The 20,700-nt window shown below is 72.2% G+C and carries 20 protein-coding genes; 13 read left to right on the top strand and 7 right to left on the bottom strand.

Annotated features, from left to right (window positions below; translation table 11 throughout):
• The first annotated feature begins 305 nt into the window (after positions 1-305).
• Genes EAO71_RS16290 through EAO71_RS16265 form a run of 6 tightly spaced genes read left to right on the top strand, consistent with a single transcriptional unit; the run spans position 306 to position 5,733 of the window.
• Entirely contained in the window at positions 306-1,352 is a 1,047-nt protein-coding gene (locus tag EAO71_RS16290; protein WP_261992242.1) for an MFS transporter, read from the top strand.
• The gene (locus EAO71_RS16285) at positions 1,349-3,673 is read left to right on the top strand and encodes a molybdopterin oxidoreductase family protein (RefSeq protein WP_147978387.1); all 2,325 of its coding nucleotides are present in this window, start codon (positions 1,349-1,351) and stop codon (positions 3,671-3,673) included. Before EAO71_RS16290 ends, EAO71_RS16285 begins: the two co-directional genes overlap by 4 nt.
• Before the next feature lie 7 nt (positions 3,674-3,680).
• Positions 3,681-4,328 carry a 4Fe-4S dicluster domain-containing protein gene (locus EAO71_RS16280; protein ID WP_147978386.1) on the top strand — a complete coding sequence of 216 codons (648 nt, stop codon included), beginning with the start codon at positions 3,681-3,683 and terminating at the stop codon, positions 4,326-4,328.
• Positions 4,325-4,987, top strand: a complete 663-nt coding sequence (locus EAO71_RS16275) for a QcrA and Rieske domain-containing protein (protein ID WP_147978385.1) — start codon at positions 4,325-4,327, stop codon at positions 4,985-4,987. Before EAO71_RS16280 ends, EAO71_RS16275 begins: the two co-directional genes overlap by 4 nt.
• Positions 4,984-5,478, top strand: a complete 495-nt coding sequence (locus tag EAO71_RS16270; protein WP_399756411.1) for a hypothetical protein — start codon at positions 4,984-4,986, stop codon at positions 5,476-5,478. Before EAO71_RS16275 ends, EAO71_RS16270 begins: the two co-directional genes overlap by 4 nt.
• A gap of 42 nt (positions 5,479-5,520) precedes the next feature.
• The gene (locus tag EAO71_RS16265) at positions 5,521-5,733 is read left to right on the top strand and encodes a hypothetical protein (protein ID WP_147978384.1); all 213 of its coding nucleotides are present in this window, start codon (positions 5,521-5,523) and stop codon (positions 5,731-5,733) included.
• Between the two features lie 91 nt (positions 5,734-5,824).
• Here the strand turns inward: EAO71_RS16265 and mscL are convergent, their stop codons facing one another.
• The 6 genes from mscL to EAO71_RS16235 form a co-directional block, all read right to left on the bottom strand.
• Positions 5,825-6,370: a large conductance mechanosensitive channel protein MscL gene (gene mscL, locus EAO71_RS16260; RefSeq protein WP_147979334.1), complete on the bottom strand. Its 546-nt coding sequence runs from the start codon at positions 6,368-6,370 to the stop codon at positions 5,825-5,827.
• A gap of 111 nt (positions 6,371-6,481) precedes the next feature.
• Positions 6,482-7,093 (bottom strand): RcpC/CpaB family pilus assembly protein, encoded by a 612-nt coding sequence (locus tag EAO71_RS16255; protein ID WP_147978383.1) that lies wholly within the window; start codon positions 7,091-7,093, stop codon positions 6,482-6,484.
• 204 nt (positions 7,094-7,297) lie between these two features.
• Positions 7,298-8,149, bottom strand: coding sequence for an S-methyl-5'-thioadenosine phosphorylase (locus EAO71_RS16250; protein WP_147978382.1), 852 nt, complete (start codon positions 8,147-8,149; stop codon positions 7,298-7,300).
• Between the two features lie 167 nt (positions 8,150-8,316).
• Positions 8,317-8,646 carry an FmdB family zinc ribbon protein gene (locus EAO71_RS16245; protein ID WP_147978381.1) on the bottom strand — a complete coding sequence of 110 codons (330 nt, stop codon included), beginning with the start codon at positions 8,644-8,646 and terminating at the stop codon, positions 8,317-8,319.
• A gap of 68 nt (positions 8,647-8,714) precedes the next feature.
• On the bottom strand, positions 8,715-9,935 hold the full coding sequence (locus EAO71_RS16240; protein ID WP_261992241.1) for an MFS transporter: 1,221 nt from the start codon (positions 9,933-9,935) through the stop codon (positions 8,715-8,717).
• Positions 9,936-10,288: 353 nt separating this feature from the next.
• Entirely contained in the window at positions 10,289-11,860 is a 1,572-nt protein-coding gene (locus tag EAO71_RS16235; protein ID WP_261992240.1) for a potassium/proton antiporter, read from the bottom strand.
• A gap of 215 nt (positions 11,861-12,075) precedes the next feature.
• On the opposite strand from EAO71_RS16235, the gene EAO71_RS16230 reads away from it, so the two are divergent.
• Complete coding sequence (locus EAO71_RS16230) at positions 12,076-14,796, top strand: penicillin acylase family protein (RefSeq protein ID WP_147978379.1); 2,721 nt, start codon at positions 12,076-12,078, stop codon at positions 14,794-14,796.
• A 15-nt stretch (positions 14,797-14,811) separates the two neighbouring features.
• Here EAO71_RS16230 and EAO71_RS16225 read toward each other — a convergent pair whose 3' ends face one another.
• A complete protein-coding gene (locus tag EAO71_RS16225) occupies positions 14,812-15,414 on the bottom strand; it encodes a 5-formyltetrahydrofolate cyclo-ligase (protein WP_261992155.1) in 603 nt (200 codons plus the stop codon).
• Between the two features lie 105 nt (positions 15,415-15,519).
• Here EAO71_RS16225 and galU point away from each other — a divergent pair, with 105 nt between their 5' ends.
• From galU to sepX, 6 genes are all read left to right on the top strand, one after another.
• Positions 15,520-16,422 (top strand): UTP--glucose-1-phosphate uridylyltransferase GalU, encoded by a 903-nt coding sequence (galU, locus tag EAO71_RS16220; RefSeq protein ID WP_147978377.1) that lies wholly within the window; start codon positions 15,520-15,522, stop codon positions 16,420-16,422.
• A gap of 4 nt (positions 16,423-16,426) precedes the next feature.
• Entirely contained in the window at positions 16,427-17,752 is a 1,326-nt protein-coding gene (glp, locus tag EAO71_RS16215) for a molybdotransferase-like divisome protein Glp (RefSeq protein ID WP_147978376.1), read from the top strand.
• 57 nt (positions 17,753-17,809) lie between these two features.
• Positions 17,810-18,313: a cyclic pyranopterin monophosphate synthase MoaC gene (gene moaC, locus EAO71_RS16210; RefSeq protein WP_147978375.1), complete on the top strand. Its 504-nt coding sequence runs from the start codon at positions 17,810-17,812 to the stop codon at positions 18,311-18,313.
• 173 nt (positions 18,314-18,486) lie between these two features.
• Positions 18,487-18,972 carry a MogA/MoaB family molybdenum cofactor biosynthesis protein gene (locus EAO71_RS16205; RefSeq protein WP_147979333.1) on the top strand — a complete coding sequence of 162 codons (486 nt, stop codon included), beginning with the start codon at positions 18,487-18,489 and terminating at the stop codon, positions 18,970-18,972.
• A complete protein-coding gene (locus tag EAO71_RS16200; protein ID WP_147978374.1) occupies positions 18,969-19,592 on the top strand; it encodes a GNAT family N-acetyltransferase in 624 nt (207 codons plus the stop codon). Before EAO71_RS16205 ends, EAO71_RS16200 begins: the two co-directional genes overlap by 4 nt.
• A 153-nt stretch (positions 19,593-19,745) precedes the next feature.
• A partial coding sequence (gene sepX / locus EAO71_RS16195) for a divisome protein SepX/GlpR (RefSeq protein ID WP_147979332.1) occupies positions 19,746-20,700 on the top strand: 955 nt, incomplete at its 3' end.

Raw genomic sequence — 20,700 nt, 5'->3', positions numbered from 1 at the left:
GCGGACGGCCCGGGCGCGGGCCGTGTCCGGGAGCCTCAGCCTGAACGCCATCTGAGGGACGGCCTCACCCACCCGCCCCGCCGAACGGGGCGAAATGGCCTATATCGCCCTACGGTGACCGGGTGACCGAGCCACCGCAGGGCCCGGCCGATCCGCCCCCGGGCCGGCCCGACCCGAACACGCCCCCGACCACGTCCTCGCACGGGACCTCCGCACCGGACGTGCCGCAGTCCTCGGACGCGGCGCCGGCCACCACGGGGACGGCGACGCTGACCGCGTCCGAGACCGTTCCGGCGGCCGGCCCGGTGCCCGACTCCCAGACGCTCGCCGCCGTGCGCCGACGGGCCGCCCTCGCCGGCACCGCCGTCTCCGTGCTGCTGATCCTCGCGATCGTTCTCGGCAGCCGGCTGCTCCGGGACTTCGACTCGGCGCTCCTCCCGTACGCCGTCGCCACCGTCTTCCTGGCCTTCGGCGTCGCCTACCGGTACACGGTCTGGATCTCCGCCCCCGGCGCCCGGCGGCTCTTCAAGCAGGGCTGGCGGTCCCTCTTCTCGGCCGAGAACTTCCGCAGCGCCCCCACGGCGCTGCCGCGGATGATCGCCACCTACCTCGGCTTCCAGAAGTTCCTCGGCGCCCGCTCGCACGCCCGCTGGGCCGCCCACCAGCTGATCTTCTGGGGCTGCATCCTGGCCGCGCTCATCACCTTCCCGCTCACCTGGGGCTGGTTCACCTTCACCTCGGGCAGCGGCTCCGGGCCCGGCTACGAGATGCGGATCTGGGGCATCAAGGTCCTCGGCTTCGACTCGCTGAACATCGTGGGCTGGCTGATGTTCCACGGGCTCGACATCGCCGCCGTCCTCGTCATCCCCGGCGCCTCCTACTTCCTGTGGCGCCGGATGAAGGACCGCGGGGCCGTCACCGGCCAGCGGTTCGCCTACGACCTGGTCCCGCTGATCGCCCTGATCGTCATCGCCGTGACGGGGCTGCTCCTCACCTTCTCCTCGATCTTCCTGCACGGCGGCGGCTACGAGTTCCTGGCGATCCTGCACATGGTCTCGGTGGTCTTCACCCTGATCTACATCCCGTTCGGGAAGTTCTTCCACATCGTCCAGCGGCCCGCCGCCGTCGGCATGCAGCTGTTCAAGTACACCTCCCGGCGCGAGGACGAGCAGATCCTCGCCTGCCGCCGCTGCCACGAACTGATCGACACCACCCCCTACGTCGAGAACCTCCAGGGCACCATGCGCGACCTCGACCTCGGCTTCGACGAGTGGGCCGAGTACTGCCCCCGCTGCAAACGCGTCCTGCGCGGCAACGCCTACCTCACCCACGTCAAGAAGGGCTTCAAGTGACGCAGCAGCACCTGGGGCGGGAGCCGGGACGCCGGCCTCCGCTCGACCCCTCGCTCGCCCCGCCCGGCACCCGCAACTTCCGCGACGCCGGAGGCATCCCCGCCGACCGGTGGCACGCCGACCAGAACGGCGAGACGCTGGTCCCCACCCACTGCTGCTTCTGCGGCGTCCAGTGCGGGATGTACCTCCGCGTCGACCGCGCCGGCAAGGTCTTCGGCGTCGAGCCCCGCAACCACGACATCAACCGGATGCGGCTCTGCCCGAAGGGCATCAACGCCTACCAGCAGGTCAACCACCCCGACCGGCTCACCGCCCCGCTCATGCGCCGCAACCGCGACGAGCCCTTCCGGGAGGCGAGCTGGGAGGAGGCCCTCGACTTCACCGTCGCCGAGATCCGCCGCATCCAGGCCGAGTACGGCCACGACGCCTTCGGCCTGCTCGGCGGCGCCAGCCTCTATTCGGAGAAGACGTACCTCGTCGGCAAGTTCGCACGCGTCGCGCTGAAGACCCGGCACGTCGACTACAACGGGCGGCTGTGCATGGTCTCGGCCGCCGGCGCCAACAAGCTCGCCTTCGGCATCGACCGGGCCGGCAACCCCTTCTCCGACATCCTCCTCACCGACTGTCTCCTGATCGCGGGCTCCAACGTCGGCGAGTGCTTCCCCGTGATGACGCAGTACCTCTGGGGGGCCCGGGACCGGGGCGCCACGCTGATCGTCGTCGACCCGCGCGAGACCGCGATCGCCCGCACCGCCGACCTCCACGTCGCGCTCAAGCCCGGTACCGACTCCGCCTTCTTCAACGCCGTCCTGAACGTCGTCGTGGCCGAGGGCCTCACCGACGAGGCGTACCTCGCCGCCCACACCACCGGCTGGGACGAGGTCAGGCAGACCGTCGAGGCCTACCCGCCCGCCCGCTCCGCGCAGATCTGCGGAGTGCCCGAGGAGCAGATCCGGCAGGTCGCCCGCATGTTCGCCGGCGCGGAGAAGGCCATGGCCTGGCACGCCCGGGGCGTCGAGCACCACTCCCAGGGCGTCGAGAACTGCCTGTCGATCATCAACCTCTGCACCGCGACCGGGCACATCGGCCGCCCCGGCGCCGGCTACGGCACCATCACCGGCCAGGGCAACGGCCAGGGAGGCCGCGAGCACGGCCAGAAGTCCGACCTGCTACCCGGCGGACGCTCGATCACGAACCCCGAGCACCGCCGCCAGATCTGCGAGATCTGGGGCATCGACGAGGCCGAACTCCCGCCCGCCGGCACCTCCATGATGGAGATGGTCTGGCAGATGCAGCGCAAGGAGATCCGCGGGCTGATCGGCATCTGCAACAACCCCTTCGTCTCCCTCCCCAACTACGCGACGGTGAAGGACGGGTACGACACCACCGAGTTCCACGCACAGTTCGACTTCTTCCTCTCCGAGACCGCGGCGAACGCGCACGTCGTCTTCCCCGTCACCGTCTGGGCCGAGGACGAAGGCGTCATGGCCAACGCCGAGGCCCGCGTGGTCAAGCACAACAAGGCCCAGGAACCACCGGCCGGGGTCCGCACGGACACCTGGGTGATCTGCCAGCTGGCCAAGCGCCTCGGCGCCGGCGACAAGTTCGACTTCCCCGACTCCCGCTCCGTGTTCGAGGAGCTCCGAATCGCCTCCGCCGGAACGGTCAACGACTACTACGGCATCACCTACGAACGCCTGGAGGAGACCGGCGGCATCGCCTGGCCCTGCCCCTCCACCGACCATCCGGGCACCCCCCGCCTCTTCGAGGACGGGCGGACCTACCACCCGGACGGCAGGATCCACATGCAGGTCGTCGAATGGCACCCGCCCATGGACCCGTACAGCGAGGAGTACCCCCTCTCCCTCACCACCGGCCGCACCGTCGCCCACTTCCTCTCCGGCAACCAGACCCGCCGCCTGGGCGCCCTCGTCGAACAGACCCCGCGCCCCTGGGTCGAGGTCCACCCCTCGCACGGATTCCGCAACGGCGACCCCGTCCGCGTCGTCACCCGCCGCGGCAGCGAGGTCTTCCCCGCCCTGGTGACCGAGGCCATCCGTCCCGACACGGTCTTCGTGCCCTACCACTGGCCCGTCCCGACCGCGGCCAACGCGCTGACCATCGACGCACTGGACCCCCGTTCCAAGATCCCCGAGTACAAGGTGTGCGCCGCGCGGATCGAGGCCGCCGAACGGATCGACGAGGTCCCCGCGCCGCCGACCGCCCCGGGGCACCAGGCCTACCCGGAGACCCAGGTCTCCCGCACCGACCCCCTTCCCCCCACGGCCCCGCAGGGCCGTGGCACCGCGGAGAGGAGCTGACGCGCTCATGATGGGCCGCACGATCTTCATCGACCCGGGGCGTTGCATCGGCTGCCAGGCGTGTGTCTCCGCCTGCCGTGAGTGCGACTCGCACCGCGGCAAGTCGATGATCCATCTCGACTACCCCGACGAGGGACACTCCGTCGCCTCCCTTCCCACGGTCTGCATGCACTGCGAGGACCCCGTCGCCCCGTGCGCCGAGGTGTGCCCGGCGGACGCGATCCTGGTCACGGCCGACGGCGTGGTGCAGCAGGCCGACACCACCCGCTGCATCGGCTGCGCCAACTGCGTCAACGCCTGCCCCTTCGGCGTCCCGAAGATCGACCTCCAGGCGAAGCTGCAGATGAAGTGCAACCTCTGCTACGACCGCACCGCCTACGGCCTCGCCCCGATGTGCGCCACCGTCTGCCCCACCGGCGCCCTCTTCTACGGGACGCTCGAAGAACTCCAGGCCGAGCGCCCCGGCGTCCAGGTCGCCGACTCCTTCACCTTCGGCTCCACCACCGTCTCCACCGGAGTGGCGATGGTCGTCCCCGCCGACAAGGTCCAGTGGCCCGTCCCCGGCGGCCTCCCCGTCGTCGAGATCAACGGAGTGGATGTGCGCGACACCCAGGCGGCCGCGACGGCCCCCGGCCGGCAGGAGGACGCCCGATGAGCGTCACGGAACAGCCGCCGCCGCCCGCCGACAGCCCCGGGCCGACCGACGCCGCCCGGGAGGCACTCCACGACCGCATCGCCGCGGACTCCCTGACCACCCGCCGCGACTACCTGCGGATCGTCGCCACCGTCTCCGGCGGACTGGCCGTCGGCGGCCTCGGCGTCGCCGCCGGCATCCTGCACCGCCACGGCGACAGCGACGGCCCGCTGGAACCGAAGAAGATCGCCGACTCCCTCGCGCCCGGCGAGTCCCTCGCCTTCCGCTACCCGGAGCAGGAGGACCGGGCGGTCGCCGTCCGGCTGGAGGACGGCACCCTGGCCGGCTACTCGGCCGTCTGCACCCATCTCGCGTGCGCCGTGCTCTGGCGCAAGGACCGGGGCAGCGAGGGCGAGCTGTACTGCCCCTGCCACGAGGGCGTCTTCGACGCCCGCACCGGCGAGGTCACCGCGGGCCCGCCGCCCCGGCCACTGCCCAAGGTGATCCTCGTGGAGGAGACCGACGGCAGCGTCTGGGCCATCGGCACCACCCGCTCCGGCGAGAGCCTCCAGGACGGGCTGTGCCGGCAGCTCGCCGGCACCCGGTCCGCCCTGGCCGAGCAACTGGGCTGCCCGGTGGCCCCGCCCGGCGGCGCGGGAGAGAGGAAGGAACGGACATGACCGACGGCCCCTTCCCCGAGGACCCCGAGCGACCCGAGGACCCCCGACACCCGGAGCACCCACGGCACTCCGGCGCCCCCGAGGACGCCGGCCCGCAACCCCCGGCGGGTCCCGCTCCGGCGACCACCGGAGCGGGCATGCCGCCGCGGCCCGCGTACACCCCCGGCAGCGGCCAGCCCCGGCTGAACCGTCCGCTGCACGAGCGGTACCCCCAGATCAGAGCCACCAGCGGATACGGCGACCCCCGGGTCCGCCACACCGGCCCGGGACCGGGCGCCGGCACCGAGCAGGAACCGGAGCGCTCCTCGAAGCTCTCCGCCCGCCTGACCCTCGCCCTGACCGTGGTCATCGGCCAGTTGTGGGGGCTGACGGTCGTCGTCGACGAATGGATGGCCGGCAACACCGGCACCGCCTGGTGGGGCGCCGGCTTCCTCGTCCTGTCGTTCCTGGTCGTGCTCGGCCTGTGGCTCATCGACCCGAAGGACCGCTGATCGCCCGGGTCCGGGGCGGTGCCCCGGGCGTACCCTGAAGGCATGAGCACCGCCCCCGCCCACGGACCGCGAGACGCGAAGCAGTCCGACGACGAAACGAACACCCGACCCAGGCCGGCACTGATCTTCGACGATCCGCTGGACCAGCAGTCCGCGGACGATACGGACCGCGGGTGGGGCGAGCGGCCTCCGGGCGGCGGCAGCGCCGCCGACCTCGCGCGCTTCCTCGACGAGAAGCCGCCGCACCACATCTGACGTCCCGCCGCGGCGGGACGCCGGCGAGCGTCGGCCGAGCAGGGGGAAGCCTCCCGCGGCCCGGACGGCAGGCCGACGACGGAGACGTCGCCTACAGCCGGCCGGGCGCGTCCGTCCCGCCGGTCCCCGTCCCCGGGCCCGTGCCACCACTCGTACCGGCGCCCGTACCGCCTCCCGTGCCCGGTCCGCGCTGCGCCACCAGCAGGTCGCGGATCTCCTTGAGCACCTCCAGCTCGCTGATCTCCAGGGTCTCCTGGACGCCTTCCTTCGCCTTGTCGTGAGCCGCCCGCTTGGCCAGGACCTTGGCCATGGGAAGGACCATCAGGAAGTAGACGACGGCCGCGGTGATCAGGAAGCTGAGGATGGCGCTCAGCACCAGGCCCCACATGATCGGGATGCCGGTGACCACGTTCCCGGCCTTGTCCACCACACACGGGCCCTTGATGCAGGACCGGTAGCTCTCCAGATCCTTGGTCCCGAAGGCGCCGACCAGCGGGTTGATGACGCCCCTGACCACCGCGTTCACGATGTTCGTGAACGCGGCGCCGATGACGACCGCCACCGCCAGGTCGATCACGTTGCCGCGCATCAGGAAGGCCTTGAAGCCCGCCAGTACGCTCTCCTTCTTCGGGGTCACCCGCATGCCTTTCGACGTAAGTGCAGTTGGTGCTGCCATTACGCCGTGCCCGGTACGAGGGCGTCCAATCCGTACACACGTACCGGTTACCGAGCAGGCTGTCCGTGCGAATCAGCACAGGACCACCGCCAGTTGGGACGCCATGCCCGCCCCGGCCAGGGCGGTCGCCACGGACCGGGGGACGGACAGGACGATCAGCGCCCCGCGTTCACCACCGCTTCCGCCGTCCGCGCCGACGCCGGCGTCCGGGCCCGGGTCCGCGGGGCGGGGGACGCCGGTCACCCGGGCGCCCGTCGCGACGACACGCGCCTCGCCGTCCCCGCCCCCGCCCAGGGAGGTCCGGCCCGGTGCGGCGATCACGTCGACCCGGTCACCGGGCCGCAGCAGCCGCACCGTCGCCGCGTCGGCGATCCGCACCGGGGCGGACACCAGCCGCACCGCGGTCGGCTTCTGCCGCACGGGCGGCGCGTGCGGCCCCGGTGCCCCGGCGGACACCTCGCCCGCGCCCGCACCGGTCGCCGAACTCACCGCGAGGGCCGCCGAAGCCAGCGCGAGCACCGCGGCGGGCGCCCGGCGCCCGCGCCGCAGCGCCCTGCCGGGCCGCAGCCGCCCGCGCCCGGGGACCCGCAGCGGCTCGAACCGCGGGACCGCGCGGGTCTCGGGCACGGCGGAGAACGAACAGGGCACCGGGGGAGGGGAGGGAACGGGGAACGGGGTCGTCATGGCGGCCACCACCTGTCAGGTGTCGGGTGCTTCCCCGGACCGTCCGGAGAACCGCACCCACCGTCCCGCGTCCGTCGAGATCCCGCTCCGGCCTGTGGACGGCCCGCCGCCTGTGGACAACCCCGTCACCCTCCCCGGTGAGGCACGGGACAGGTACGGCACGGAGCAGGTGAGGCACGGGACAGGTGCGGCACGGCAGTCGAATCAGGGGAGTTCGATGCCGAGGTCCCAGCCGTCGTGCGCGTGCGTGCAGAGGCAGTCCCGGTCCGCGGTGTCCGGCAGTGCCCCCACCGCGTCGAAGAGCACTTCCCGCAGCCGGCCGACGTTCGCGCCGAACACCCGCAGCACCTCGGTGTGCGAGACGCCCTCGCCGGTCTCCGCGCCCGCGTCCAGGTCCGTGACCAGCGCCATCGAGGTGTAGCAGAGCCCCAGTTCCCGCGCGAGCACGGCCTCCGGGTGCCCGGTCATCCCGACGACGGACCAGCCGGCCGCCGCGTGCCAGCGCGACTCGGCACGCGTCGAGAAGCGCGGCCCCTCGACCACCACCATCGTGCCGCCGTCCACCGGCTCCCAGCCCCGCCCGCGGGCCGACTTCAGGGCCACGCGCCTGCCGTCGGGGCAGTACGGATCGGCGAAGGTGGTGTGGACGACGTTCGGCGTGGCACCGCCCCACGCGGCCGGCAGCGGCTCGCCGTCGAAGTAGGTCTGCACCCGGGTCTTCGTGCGGTCGACGAGCTGGTCCGGCACGAGCAGTGTGCCGGGGCCGTGCTCCTCGCGCAGGCCGCCCACCGCGCACGGGCCGAGCACCTGCCGCACGCCCACGGAGCGCAGCGCCCACAGGTTGGCGCGGTAGTTGATCCGGTGCGGCGGCAGCGTGTGACCGCGGCCGTGCCGCGGCAGGAACGCGACCTGCCGGCCGGCGACCTCGCCGAGGAACAGGGAGTCGCTGGGGCTGCCGTAGGGGGTGTCCACGGACACCTCCGTCACGTCCTCCAGGAAGGAGTAGAAGCCCGAGCCGCCGATCACGCCGATGTCCGCAAACGCCTTGGTCGCCATGCGGGTCAGACTAAGGGCTGTCCGGTCGTCCCCGGCGGCCTTCGGGCATGCGCAGCTCCTGTCCGGGACCTGACAGGGGCAGGGCGCGCGAAAGCCCCGCCGCGCGAGGCGGCGGGGCTTTCGTGGATCAGTGGATCGGGCGGGAGCCCGGCCGCGACGCGCCTGGGTCAGGCGGCCGAGGTGGAGCTCGACGAGCTCGACGAGGCGGACGAGCCCGAGGTCGTGCCGGACGAAGCGGCGGGCTTGGCGTCGGACGACGACGTGGCCGACGACGAGGTGCCGGACGGCTTCGACGACGCGGGCGAGCTGCTGGACGACGAGCCGCGGCTGTCGTTCCGGTAGAAACCGGAGCCCTTGAAGACGATGCCGACCGCGGAGAACACCTTCTTCAGGCGTCCCTGGCAGTTGGGGCACACGGTCAGCGCGTCATCGGTGAACTTCTGCACCGCCTCGAGGCCCTCGCCGCACTCGGTGCACTGGTACTGGTAGGTCGGCACTTGTCTTCCTCCTGGCACTCACACTCATCGAGTGCTAACGACGATCCATACTGACGTATTCCGCGGGATCAGTCCACCGTCACCGGCACTCGGTGACCGATACCACGTGCGGTCACCCGTCCGGCCACCCGGGGCCTGAGGTGCGCGCGCAGGCCCACCAGGGTGGCCAGCGCGAGCGCCGTGCCCACGAGCGGAACGAGGAACCCGGTGCTCGCGCCCTGTGCGTCGGCGAGCCGGCCGGCGACGGTGACGGCCGCGGCCTGGCCCAGCGCCACGGCGCCCGTGAGCCAGGTGAAGGCCTCGGTGCGGGCACCGGCCGGGACCAGGGTCTCGACGATGGTGTAGCCGGTGATCAGGGCCGGGGCGATGCACAGTCCGACGACCAGGCCGAGCGCGCCGAGCAGCAGCACGGAGTGCGCGGACCAGAGCAGCGAGGCCGCCACGGTCAGCCCGGTGTAGCCCAGGATCAGGCGCCTGCGCGGGCCGATCTTCCAGGCCACGGCTCCCATGGCGATGCCGGCGAGCATGTTGCCCGCGGCGAAGATCCCGTAGAGCAGTCCGTTGGCGCCGGGGTTGCCGATCTCCTCGGAGAACGCGGTCAGGGAGACCTGCATGCCGCCGAAGACCGAGCCGATGCCCAGGAAGGCGATGGCCAGGACCCGGACGCCCGGGATGGACAGGGCGGAGACGCGCGGTTCGGCGGCGGCCGCCGAGTGCAGCCCGTGGGCGGGCTGGGTGCGCCGCTGGGCGGCGAAGAAGAGGCCGCCGAAGAGGGTCAGCGCGGCCTCGGTGATCAGGCCGGCCGCCGGGTGGACTCCGGTGCACAGCGCGGTGGCCAGGACCGGTCCGACGACGAAGGTGAACTCGTCCGTGACCGACTCGAACGCCGCGGCCGTCGGCAGCAGCGGCGACGGGGTCGCGGAGTCGCCCCCGAGCGTGGCCGCCCAGCGCGCCCGGACCATGGGCCCGACCTGCGGGACGGAGGCGCCGGCCGGGACGGCCGCCAGGAACAGCGCCCACAGCGGGGCGCCGGTCAGGGCCAGGACGACGAGCAGGGAGACCGCGACGGTGTGGACGAGGACGCCCGGCACCAGCACGGCGCGCTGGCCGAAGCGGTCCGCCAGCTTGCCGCTCTGCGGGGCGAACAGCGCCATCGAGACGCCGGTGACGGCGGCGACGGCACCGGCGCTGCCGTACGAGCCGGTGGTGTGCTGGACGAGCAGGACGATGCCGATGGTCAGCATCGCGAAGGGCTGCCGCGCCGCGAATCCGGGCAGCAGGAAGGACAGTGCTCCGGGGGTTCGGAGAAGCTGCCCGTAACCGGCCTTCCCGCCGGTGACGCCGGTCGCCTCGGTGAGCGACTCAGGCGTGTCAGAAGTGACCGTGGACGCCACGGTCCTTGCCTTTCCGCCGCCTGGTAGCGCGCCCCGAGCACGGTGGTGCGGGTGTCGCCGAGAGCTGTCCTCATGCGCGGAACTGCGGTAGATGCCGTGCCCCACTGCGGAGGGACCCACGGCCGCCATACGGTCGGCGCCAGCTCTGCGTCAGGCAGAGTTGGTTCGATCAAGTGTGCCTTCATGATACAGGGAGAGGCGTCTCCTTGCCTGGGAAAACGCCTACCCCTTCCAAATAATGCCTGTGATTAACCGGATGTCCGCTTTCCCTTGGGGTCGCGGTGTCCGGAGAGCCGCGGAATGGACCCCCGGTGCCCGGAGATCGCGGTCGATCCGCCCGCGCCCAGCCAGCCGGCCAGCTTGCCGCCCTGCCCGACGGCCCGCAGGCGCCGCTCGGCGGCGTCCCGCACCGGGTCGGTGGCGACGACGAGCAGCTCGTCCCCGCGCCGCAGCACGGTCGCCGGCCCCGGCACGAAGCTCTTGTCGTCCCGCACGACGAGGGTGACGGCGGCCCCGGCCGGCAGCCGCAGCTCGGCGACCTCCACGCCGTGCATCCGGGAGCCCTCGGGGATCGCGACCGAGAGCAGGTGGCCGCGCAGCCGTTCCAGCGGCGCCGACTCGACCCCGAGGTCGGCGGCCTCCGCGGAGTCCCCGAGCTTGAGGGCTCTCGCGAGCCACGGCAGCGTCGGCCCCTGCACCAGGGTGTAGACGACGACGAGCACGAAGACGATGTTGAAGATCCGCTCGCTGCCCCGGATGCCGGACACCATCGGGATGGTGGCGAGGATGATGGGGACGGCTCCGCGCAGGCCGGCCCAGGACATCAGCGCCTGCTCCTGCCAGGGGATGCGGAAGGGCAGCAGGCTGACGAGGACCTCCAGCGGCCGGGCCACCATCGTCAGGACCAGGCCGATGATCACCGCCGGCCAGAAGTCGTCGACGAGCTTGGTCGGCGTCACCAGCAGGCCGAGCAGGACGAACATGCCGATCTGGGCGATCCAGCCGAGGCCCTCGGCGAATCCCCGGTTGGCCGGGGCGTGCGGCAGCTTGGCGTTGCCGAGGACCATCGAGGCCAGGTAGACGGCGAGGAAGCCGGAGCCGTGCGCCATGGCGCCGGCCGCGTACGCCACCACCGCGATGGCCATGACGGCGATCGGGTAGAGGCCGGAGGCGGGCAGCGCGATGTGGCGCAGGCCGTAGGCGCCGAGGAAGCCGACCGCCAGGCCGACGCTCGCGCCGATGGCCAGCTCCAGGGCGATCTTGCCGACCAGGACGTACCAGTCGTCGACGGGGCCGACGGCCGAGAAGGCGACGACGAGGATGACGACGGGTGCGTCGTTGAAGCCGGACTCGGCCTCCAGGACACCGGTCACCCGCGAGGGCAGCGGCACCTTGCGCAGGACGGAGAAGACGGCGGCGGCGTCCGTCGAGGAGACGACCGCGCCGATGATCAGGGCCTGGCGCCAGTCCAGGCCGACCAGGTAGTGCGCGGCCGCGGCCGTGACCCCCACGCTCACCGCGACGCCGACGGTCGACAGCACGACCGCCGCGGGCAACGCGGGTTTGATCTCCTTCCACTTGGTGCCCAGGCCACCCTCGGCCAGGATCACCACGAGCGCGGCATAGCCGATCACCTGGGTGAGTTCGGCGTTGTCGAAGGCGACGTTGCCGATCCCGTCCTGCCCGATGGCGACCCCGATCCCCAGGTACAGCAGCAGGCTGGGAAGCCCGCTCCGGGACGAGATCCGCACCGCCGCCACAGCGATGAGCAGGACGAGCGAGCAGATGAGCAGGAGTTCGTTGAGCTGGTGGACAGTCAGTGGCCGATCCTTCCCCTCGCATGCAGCCGGATCGTTCCTCCAGCAGCCGACACTTCGTTACCTTACCTAATCTTTAACGTTTTCTTGACGCCCTCCTGCCCTTCGCTCGCTCACCAGTGCGGGGCTTCATACGGGCACCGCGTCCAGGTGGGTGAGGCGCTGCGCCTAAGGTTGCTCCCGTACTCCAGGACCACCCTGCCCCTCGAAGGACAGCGATGCCCTCCAACACGACCGCGCCACCCGCCAAGAAGAGGGGGCGCCGCGCCCGCCTGATCGTCTTCGTCCTGGTCCTCGCGCTGGTCGCGGGCTTCGGTTACGGCGGTTACTGGGGCGTCTCCACCGTCCGGGCCTCGTTCCCGCAGACGACCGGCACGATCCGGCTGGACAAGCTCTCCGGTCAGGTCGAGGTCAAGCGGGACGCCTACGGGGTCCCGCAGATCTACGCGGACACCGAGGCCGACCTCTTCCGCGCCCAGGGCTTCGTGCAGGCCCAGGACCGCTTCTACGAGATGGACGTCCGCCGTCACATGACGTCGGGCCGCCTGTCCGAGATGTTCGGCAAGACCCAGGTGAACACCGACGCCTTCCTGCGCACGCTGGGCTGGCGGCACGTGGCGCAGGAGGAGTACGACAAGGTCCTGTCGCCGGAGACGAAGAAGAACCTCCAGGCCTACGCGGAGGGCGTCAACGCCTACCTCAAGGACCGGGACCCTTCGGACATCTCGGTCGAGTACGCGGCGCTGGCCTTCACCAACGACTACGCGATCGAGCCCTGGACGCCGGTCGACTCGGTGGCCTGGCTCAAGGCGATGGCCTGGGACCTGCGCGGCAACATGCAGGACGAGATCGACCGCTCGCTGATGACGAGCCGGCTGAACGCGCAGCAGATCAAGGACCTGTACCCGGGCTACCCGTACGAGCTGCACCAGCCGATCGTCCAGGGCGGTGCGCTGGACGAGGAGAAGGGCGCCTTCGACCCGAAGGGCGAGGCGTCGGACGGTGACGGCTCGAGCGTCGGCCGGTCGAACGACGCGCTGCGGGGCATGCAGTCCCAGCTCGGCTCGCTCGCCGACTCCCTCGACGAGATCCCGGCCCTGCTGGGTCCCAACGGCAACGGCATCGGATCGAACTCCTGGGTCGTCTCCGGGAAGTACACGACCTCCGGCAAGCCGCTGCTGGCCAACGACCCGCACCTGGCGCCGATGCTGCCGTCCCTCTGGTACCAGATGGGCCTGCACTGCCGCTCCGTCTCGGCGACCTGCCGCTACGACGTCGCCGGGTACACCTTCTCCGGCATGCCGGGCGTGATCATCGGCCACAACGACACCATCGCGTGGGGCTTCACCAACCTCGGCGCCGACGTCAGCGACCTCTACCTGGAGAAGGTGAGCGACGCCGGCTACCTGGTGGACAACAAGACCAAGCCGTTCGTCACCCGCGAGGAGACGATCAAGATCGCGGGCGGCGGCACCCGCAAGATCACCGTCCGCTCGACCGAGCACGGCCCGCTGGTCTCCGACCGCTCCTCGGAGCTGGAGAAGGTCGGCCAGAAGGCCGGCGTCAGCAACGCCGCCCCGGACCGGGGGGCCGGCTACGGCGTCTCCCTGCGGTGGACCGCCCTCGACCCGGGCAGGTCCATGGACGCCGTCTTCGAGATCAACCGCGCCAAGGACTTCAAGCAGTTCCGCGCCGCGGCCAAGAACTTCGAGGTCCCGTCCCAGAACCTGGTCTACGCCGACGCCGAGAACATCGGCTACCAGGCGCCCGGCAAGATCCCGCAGCGCTCCAAGGGCGACGGCACCGTCCCCGCCCCGGGCTGGGACTCCTCCTACAAGTGGGAGGGCTTCGTCCCCTACGACGAGCTGCCCTACGAGGAGAACCCGGACCGCGGCTACATCGTCACCGCCAACCAGGCCGTCGTCGACCCCGCCACGTATCCCCACCTCCTGACGAAGGACTGGGGCTACGGCTCGCGCAGCCAGCGGATCAACGACCTCATCGAGTCGAAGACCAAGGACGGCGGCAAGATCTCGCCGGACGACATGCGGACCATGCAGATGGACAACCGCAGCGAGATCGCGACCCTGCTCAACCCGCTGCTGCTGAAGATCGACATCTCGGACCCCTACGTCCGCGAGGCGCAGAAGCTGCTGGAGGGCTGGGACTACACCCAGGAGCCGGACTCGGCCGCCGCCGCGTACTTCAACGCGGTCTGGCGCAACGTCCTCAAGCTCGCCTTCGGCGACAAGCTGCCCAAGGAGCTGCGGGCCGAGGGAGACTGCATCAACGTCCGCCCGGCGGACTTCACCGGCCCGGCGGACGAGCAGAACAAGCTCGTCCGGGAGTGCGGCCAGCGCGACTCGGACTCGGCGCAGCCCGACGGCGGCGACCGCTGGTACGAGGTGGTCCGCCCGCTGCTGAAGCAGGAGAACAGCGCCTGGTGGAAGACCGAGGCCAACCGGACCGACCAGGCCACCGAGACCCGTGACCAGCTGCTCGCCCGGGCCATGGAGGACGCCCGCTGGGAGCTGACCGCCGAGCTCGGCAAGGACGTCTCGACCTGGAGCTGGGGCCGGCTGCACCAGCTGACCCTGACGAACCAGACCCTCGGCACCGCCGGTCCGGGCTTCGTCCAGTCGCTGCTCAACCGCGGCCCGTGGAACCTGGGCGGTGGCGAGGCCGCGGTCGACGCGACCGGCTGGAACGCGGCCGGCGGCTACGAGGTCGTCTGGGTGCCCTCGATGCGGATGGTCGTCAACGTCGGCGACTGGGACAGGTCCCGCTGGATAAACCTCAGCGGCGCCTCCGGGCACGCCTTCCACGGCCACTACACGGACCAGACCGACAAGTGGGTCAAGGGCGAACTGCTGGACTGGTCCTTCGGCAAGGCGGCGGTCGACGCCTCGACGAAGGACACGCTGGTCCTGCGGCCGTAGGGCCGGGCGGACCGCTCAGGCGGGTCCGAAGCGGGTGACCCCGTCCGGGGTCACCACCGCGTGCACGGGGTGGTCGTGCGGTTCCTCCGGGACCCGCGCGACCACCTCGTTCGCGTAGAGGAGCACCACGAGCGCCGGTCGCGCCCCGGCCCGCCCGAGCCGCGCGAGCACCCGGTCGTACGAGCCGCCGCCGCGGCCGAGCCGCATCCCGCGGCCGTCCACCGCGAGGCCGGGCAGCAGCACCGCGTCGGCGTCGCACACGGCGTCCGGGCCGAGCCGCGGCGCCGTCGGCTCCAGCAGGCCGCGGCCCGCCCTGGCCAGCCCCTCCCCGCCCTCGTACGCCGCCCAGTCGAGGTCGTTGTCGGGCAGCAGGACCGGCAGCAGGACCCGTACGCCCCGCGCCCGCAGCGCGTCGAGCAGCGCGCGCGTGCCCGGCTCGCGCCCCACCGACACGTAGGCGGCGACGGTCGACGCCCCGGCCAGCTCGTCCAGCTCCAGCGCCGCCCGGGCCAGGTCCTCGGCCGCGGTGTCCCCGCCGGTGAGCGCGGCCCGCGCGGCGAGGAGCTCCCGGCGCAGAGCGGCCTTCTCCGACGGGTCGCCGGACTGTTCGACGGTCACTGTGGCCTCACTCTGCATTCACGAACCTCTCGTACCTGTCGTTATGTGAAGGAAGTCAACGGGAGCCCCATCTTCCTCTCATACCCAGCGGCTATGGTGCTCCGCATGACTCAGTCGCTCCCCAGGATCAGCAAGGCTGTCATCCCCGCCGCGGGCCTCGGCACCCGGTTCCTCCCGGCCACCAAGGCGACGCCGAAGGAGATGCTGCCGGTCGTCGACAAGCCGGCGATCCAGTACGTCGTCGAAGAGGCCGTCGAGGCCGGACTCTCCGACGTCCTGATGATCACCGGACGCAACAAGCGTCCGCTGGAGGACCACTTCGACCGGAACTACGAGCTGGAGGAGGCCCTGACCCGCAAGGGGGACAGCGAGCGCCTCTCCAAGGTCCGGGAGTCCAACGACCTCGCCACCATGCACTACGTCCGCCAGGGCGACCCGCGCGGTCTCGGACACGCCGTCCTGTGCGCCGCCCCGCACGTCGGCGAGCAGCCCTTCGCGGTGCTCCTCGGCGACGACCTCATCGATCCGCGCGACCCGCTGCTCTCCCGGATGGTGGAGATCCAGGAGCGGGAGGGCGGCAGCGTCGTCGCGCTGATGGAGGTCGAGCCCTCGCAGATCGGGCTCTACGGCTGCGCCGCCGTCGAGCCCACCGCCGACTCCGACGTCGTCAAGGTGACGAACCTGGTGGAGAAGCCGGACCCGGCGGACGCACCCAGCAACTACGCGATCATCGGCCGCTATGTCCTGGACCCGGCCGTCTTCGGCATACTGCGGGAGACCGAGCCGGGCCGCGGCGGCGAGATCCAGCTGACCGACGCCCTGCAGAAGCTCGCCATGGACGAGAAGATCGGCGGCCCGGTGCACGGAGTCGTCTTCAAGGGCCGCCGCTACGACACCGGTGACCGGGGGGACTATCTGCGTGCCATCGTCAGACTCGCGTGCGAACGTGAGGACCTGGGCCCGGACTTCCGGACCTGGCTGCGCAGTTACGTCAGCGAGGAGTTGTAGCACCTTGAGCAGCAGTACGGCACCGTCGTCCGGCGACCCGTGCGCGGGGCCGTCCCGTGATCTGTGGTCCGTGGACGCCCACCTGGACGACATCCTCGCGGCGGTCGCACCGCTCGACCCGATCGAGCTGCAACTGCCCGACGCCCAGGGCTGCGTCCTGGTCGAGGACGTCACGGTGCCGGTCGCGCTGCCCCCGTTCGACAACAGCTCCATGGACGGGTACGCGGTGCGGGTCGCCGACGTCGCCGGGGCCACCGAGGAGTACCCGGCCGTCCTCACCGTGATCGGCGACGTGGCGGCCGGTGCCGGGGGCCTGCCCCGGGTGGGACCGGGGCAGGCGGCCCGGATCATGACCGGCGCCCCGCTGCCGCCGGGCGCGGAGGCCGTCGTCCCGGTCGAGTGGACCGACGGCGGCAGCGGCGGCGGAGCGGCGAGCGGCATGCGCGCCGCGAGCACCGCCCCCGAGGGCGCGGCCGGCGAGGTCCGCGTCCACCGCCCCGCCGAGGCCCGCGCCCACGTGCGCGCCCGCGGCAGCGACGTCCAGGCCGGCGACCTGGCGCTCAGGGCCGGCACCGTGCTCGGCCCGCCGCAGATCGGGCTGCTCGCCGCGATCGGCCGCGGCACCGTGCGGGTGCGCCCCCGCCCGCGGGTGGTCGTGCTCTCCACGGGAAGCGAACTGGTCCAGCCCGGCGAGGAGTTGGGCGAGGGCAAGATCTACGACTCCAACAGCTTCGCGCTCGCCGCCGCCGCCCGTGACGCCGGCGCCCTCGCCTACCGGGTCGGCGCCGTCACCGACGACGCCGAGACGCTCCGCGCCACCATCGAGGACCAGCTGATCCGCGCCGACCTGCTGGTCACCACCGGCGGTGTCAGCGTCGGCGCGTACGACGTCGTCAAGGAGGCGCTGACCGTCGACGGGCAGGTCGACTTCCGCAAGCTGGCCATGCAGCCGGGCAAGCCGCAGGGCTTCGGGACGATCGGCCCCGAGCAGATCCCGCTGCTCGCCCTGCCCGGCAACCCCGTCTCCTCCTACGTCTCCTTCGAGCTCTTCGTGCGGCCCGCGATCCGGGCGCTGATGGGCCTCACCGACCTGCACCGCCCGCGCGTGCGGGCCGAGCTCGTGGCGGACAGGGCGCTGTCCTCCCCGGCCGGGCGGCGGCAGTTCCTGCGCGGCACGTACGACGCCGAGGCCGGCACGGTCACTCCCGTGGGTGGCGCCGGCTCGCATCTGATCGCCGCGCTCGCCCACGCGGACGCGCTGCTCGTGGTGGACGAGGAGACGACCTCGGTGGAACCCGGCAGCACGCTGGAAGTGGTCCTCCTCGGCTGAGGAGGCCCTGGTGGCGGTACCGTGTCGTCCCACACAGCGACCGGGAGTGTCACGGCCATGAGCACGCAGCAAGGACTCACCCACATCGACGAGGCGGGTGCGGCCCGCATGGTCGACGTCTCCGCGAAGGACGTCACGGCGCGGACCGCCCGGGCCAGTGGGCGGGTCCTCGTGGCGCCGCGCGTGATCGAGCTCCTGCGCGGTGAGGGCGTGCCCAAGGGGGACGCCCTCGCCACGGCCCGGATCGCCGGGATCATGGGCGCGAAGAAGACCCCCGACCTGATCCCGCTCTGTCACCCGCTGGCCGTCTCCGGCGTCACGCTCGACCTGACGGTCGCGGACGACGCCGTCGAGATCCTGGCGACGGTGCGGACCACGGACCGCACGGGCGTCGAGATGGAGGCCCTGACCGCGGTCTCGGTGGCTGCCCTGACCGTCGTCGACATGATCAAGGCCGTCGACAAGGGCGCGGTCATCTCCGACGTGCGGGTGGAGGAGAAGACCGGCGGCAAGTCGGGCACCTGGACGCGGACGGACGCGGAGCCGGAGGCCGGTTCGTGACGGCCGCCGTCCCGCAGGTCCGCGCCGGCCGCGTCTCCGAGGCGCACCACGGCGCGCACCACCCGCACGGCGCCTCGGGCGAGGACGCGGCGGCCGGGGACGGACCCCGCGGCGCCACGTCCCCCGGGCCGGCGGGGACCGGCGGCGGCGCGTCCGGAGCCCCGTACCGGGCACTGGTCGTCACCGCCTCCAACCGGGCCGCGGCCGGGGTGTACGAGGACAGGGGCGGTCCGCTCCTCGTCGAGGGTCTCGCGGGCATGGGCTTCGCCGTGGACGGGCCGCGGGTGGTCCCGGACGGCGAACCCGTCGCGGCGGCGCTGCGGGCCGGGGTGGCCGCCGGCTACGACGTCATCCTCACCACCGGCGGCACGGGCATCTCGCCCACCGACGCCACCCCGGAGGTCACCCGGCCGCTCCTGGAGCGCGAGATCCCCGGCATTCCCGAGGCGATCCGGGCGCACGGCCGGACGAAGGTCCCCACGGCCGCGCTCTCCCGCGGGCTCGCGGGCGTCGCGGGCGGCACCCTGATCGTGAACCTGCCCGGTTCCACGGGCGGCGTCCGGGACGGGCTGGCGGTCCTCGACGCGCTCCTCGTCCACGCCGTCGACCAGATCCGCGGCGGCGACCACCCCGGACCCGGTCCGGGGCACGCGTCATGATCCCGTCCTGGCCGGTGATCCTGGTGGACGGCGACGTCGTGCTCCGCCCCATAAAGCTCCGCGACCAGCGGGCCTGGCGCGAGGTGAACCGGCGCAACCGGGACTGGCTGCGGCCGTGGGAGGCGACCGTCCCGCCTGCCGCCCCCGGCGCGCCCGTCGCCCAGCGCCCGACCTACCGGCAGATGGTCCGCCACCTGCGCTCCGAGGCGAACGCGGGCCGGATGCTGCCCTTCGTGATCGAGTACCGGGGCGAACTGGTCGGTCAGCTCACGGTGGCCGGCATCACCTGGGGCTCCATGTGCTCGGGCCACGTGGGCTACTGGGTGGACAGCCGGGTCGCCGGACGCGGCGTCATGCCGACGGCGGTCGCGCTCGCCGTCGACCACTGCTTCCGCGTGGTCGGGCTGCACCGCATGGAGGTCTGCATTCGGCCCGAGAACGGGCCGTCGCGGCGGGTCGTGGAGAAATTGGGATTCCGGGAGGAAGGCCTGCGCCCCCGCTATCTGCACATCGACGGTGCCTGGCGGGACCATCTCGTCTTCGCCCTCACGGCGGAGGAAGTGCCGGAGGGGCTGTTGCGGCGCTGGCACCAGGCACGTCCGCCACATCCCGCACAATGACATAAGTGTTCGAATTTAATCGACAGTTGACCACTCGTCGATCGGCAATCGATCTGAACAATCACAAAAAAGTTCAGTGATATCAGCCAGATCGTGCGACACACCGGGCCAATTGGCCGATGCCCTCACGCGAACCCCTCTACGGTGTGAAGCGTGAGCAGCAGCGGCCTCATCTACGCAGTCATTGTCGGGGCCTGGGCCGCCTACTTGGTACCGATGTGGCTCCGCAGGCAGGACGAGCTCAACGAGGCCCGTCCGACGGAACGCTTCAGCACCGCCATCCGGCTGCTGTCCGGACGGGCGGGTATGGAGCGCCGGTATGCCAAGGAGCTGAAGGACCGGGACCGTACGGCGGACCACGCGGAACCCGACGTGGACCCGGACGTCGAGACCGAGCATCTGAGCTCGGTCGACGTCCGGGCCTTCTCCGCGCCCGCGGCCAGAACGGAAGCCCGGCTCGAACTCCCGGCCCCCGCCCCCGCGCGGCGGCCCTCGAAGTCGGCTGCCGAGCGGGCCCGCCGGGGCAAGGTACTCGCCCGGCGCCGGCGTACCACCGTCGTCCTCTTCCTCGCCTTCACGCTCGGCGCGGTCGTGGCCGCGGTGGGCGGCCTGACGTTCCTGTGGGCACCGGCCGTCCCGGCGGTCCTGCTGAGCGCGTACATCGTGCATCTGCGCGTCCAGGAGCGACGGCGCTTCGTGTACGTGATGGACCGGCGCCGCGCCGAGGCGGCGGCGGCGCGCCTGCGGGAGAGCCGGCCGCAGCGCCGGCAGCCCGCGTCGGCGCCTTCCTCCTCGGCGGCCTCCGCCGACGAGGAGGCCGGCCATCCCGAAGCGGAACCGGCGGCCGAGGTCTCCCCGCAGGAGGCCGGCCGTCGCGCGCTCGTGGAGCAGACGGACCACGCCGAATGGGTGGACCAGCAGCGCGAGCGCGGCCCGGCCCGCGGCGACAGCTGGGAGCCGGTCCCGGTACCGCTGCCCACCTACGTCACCGCTCCGGTCGCCCCGCGCGCCACGAGCGGCATCGACATCACGGACCCGGAGACCTGGAGCGCGGCCCGCTCCTCCACGGCGGCCGACCCGGCCCCGCCGCCCGCCCCGTCCCCGGCTC

It is taken from the genome of Streptomyces sp. MS191, from assembly GCF_008042125.1.
In the GTDB taxonomy this organism is placed as follows: Bacteria; Actinomycetota; Actinomycetes; order Streptomycetales; family Streptomycetaceae; genus Streptomyces.
The sequence above is the reverse complement of the archived record's forward strand: the minus strand, read 5'-3'. Positions and strand labels throughout refer to the sequence as shown.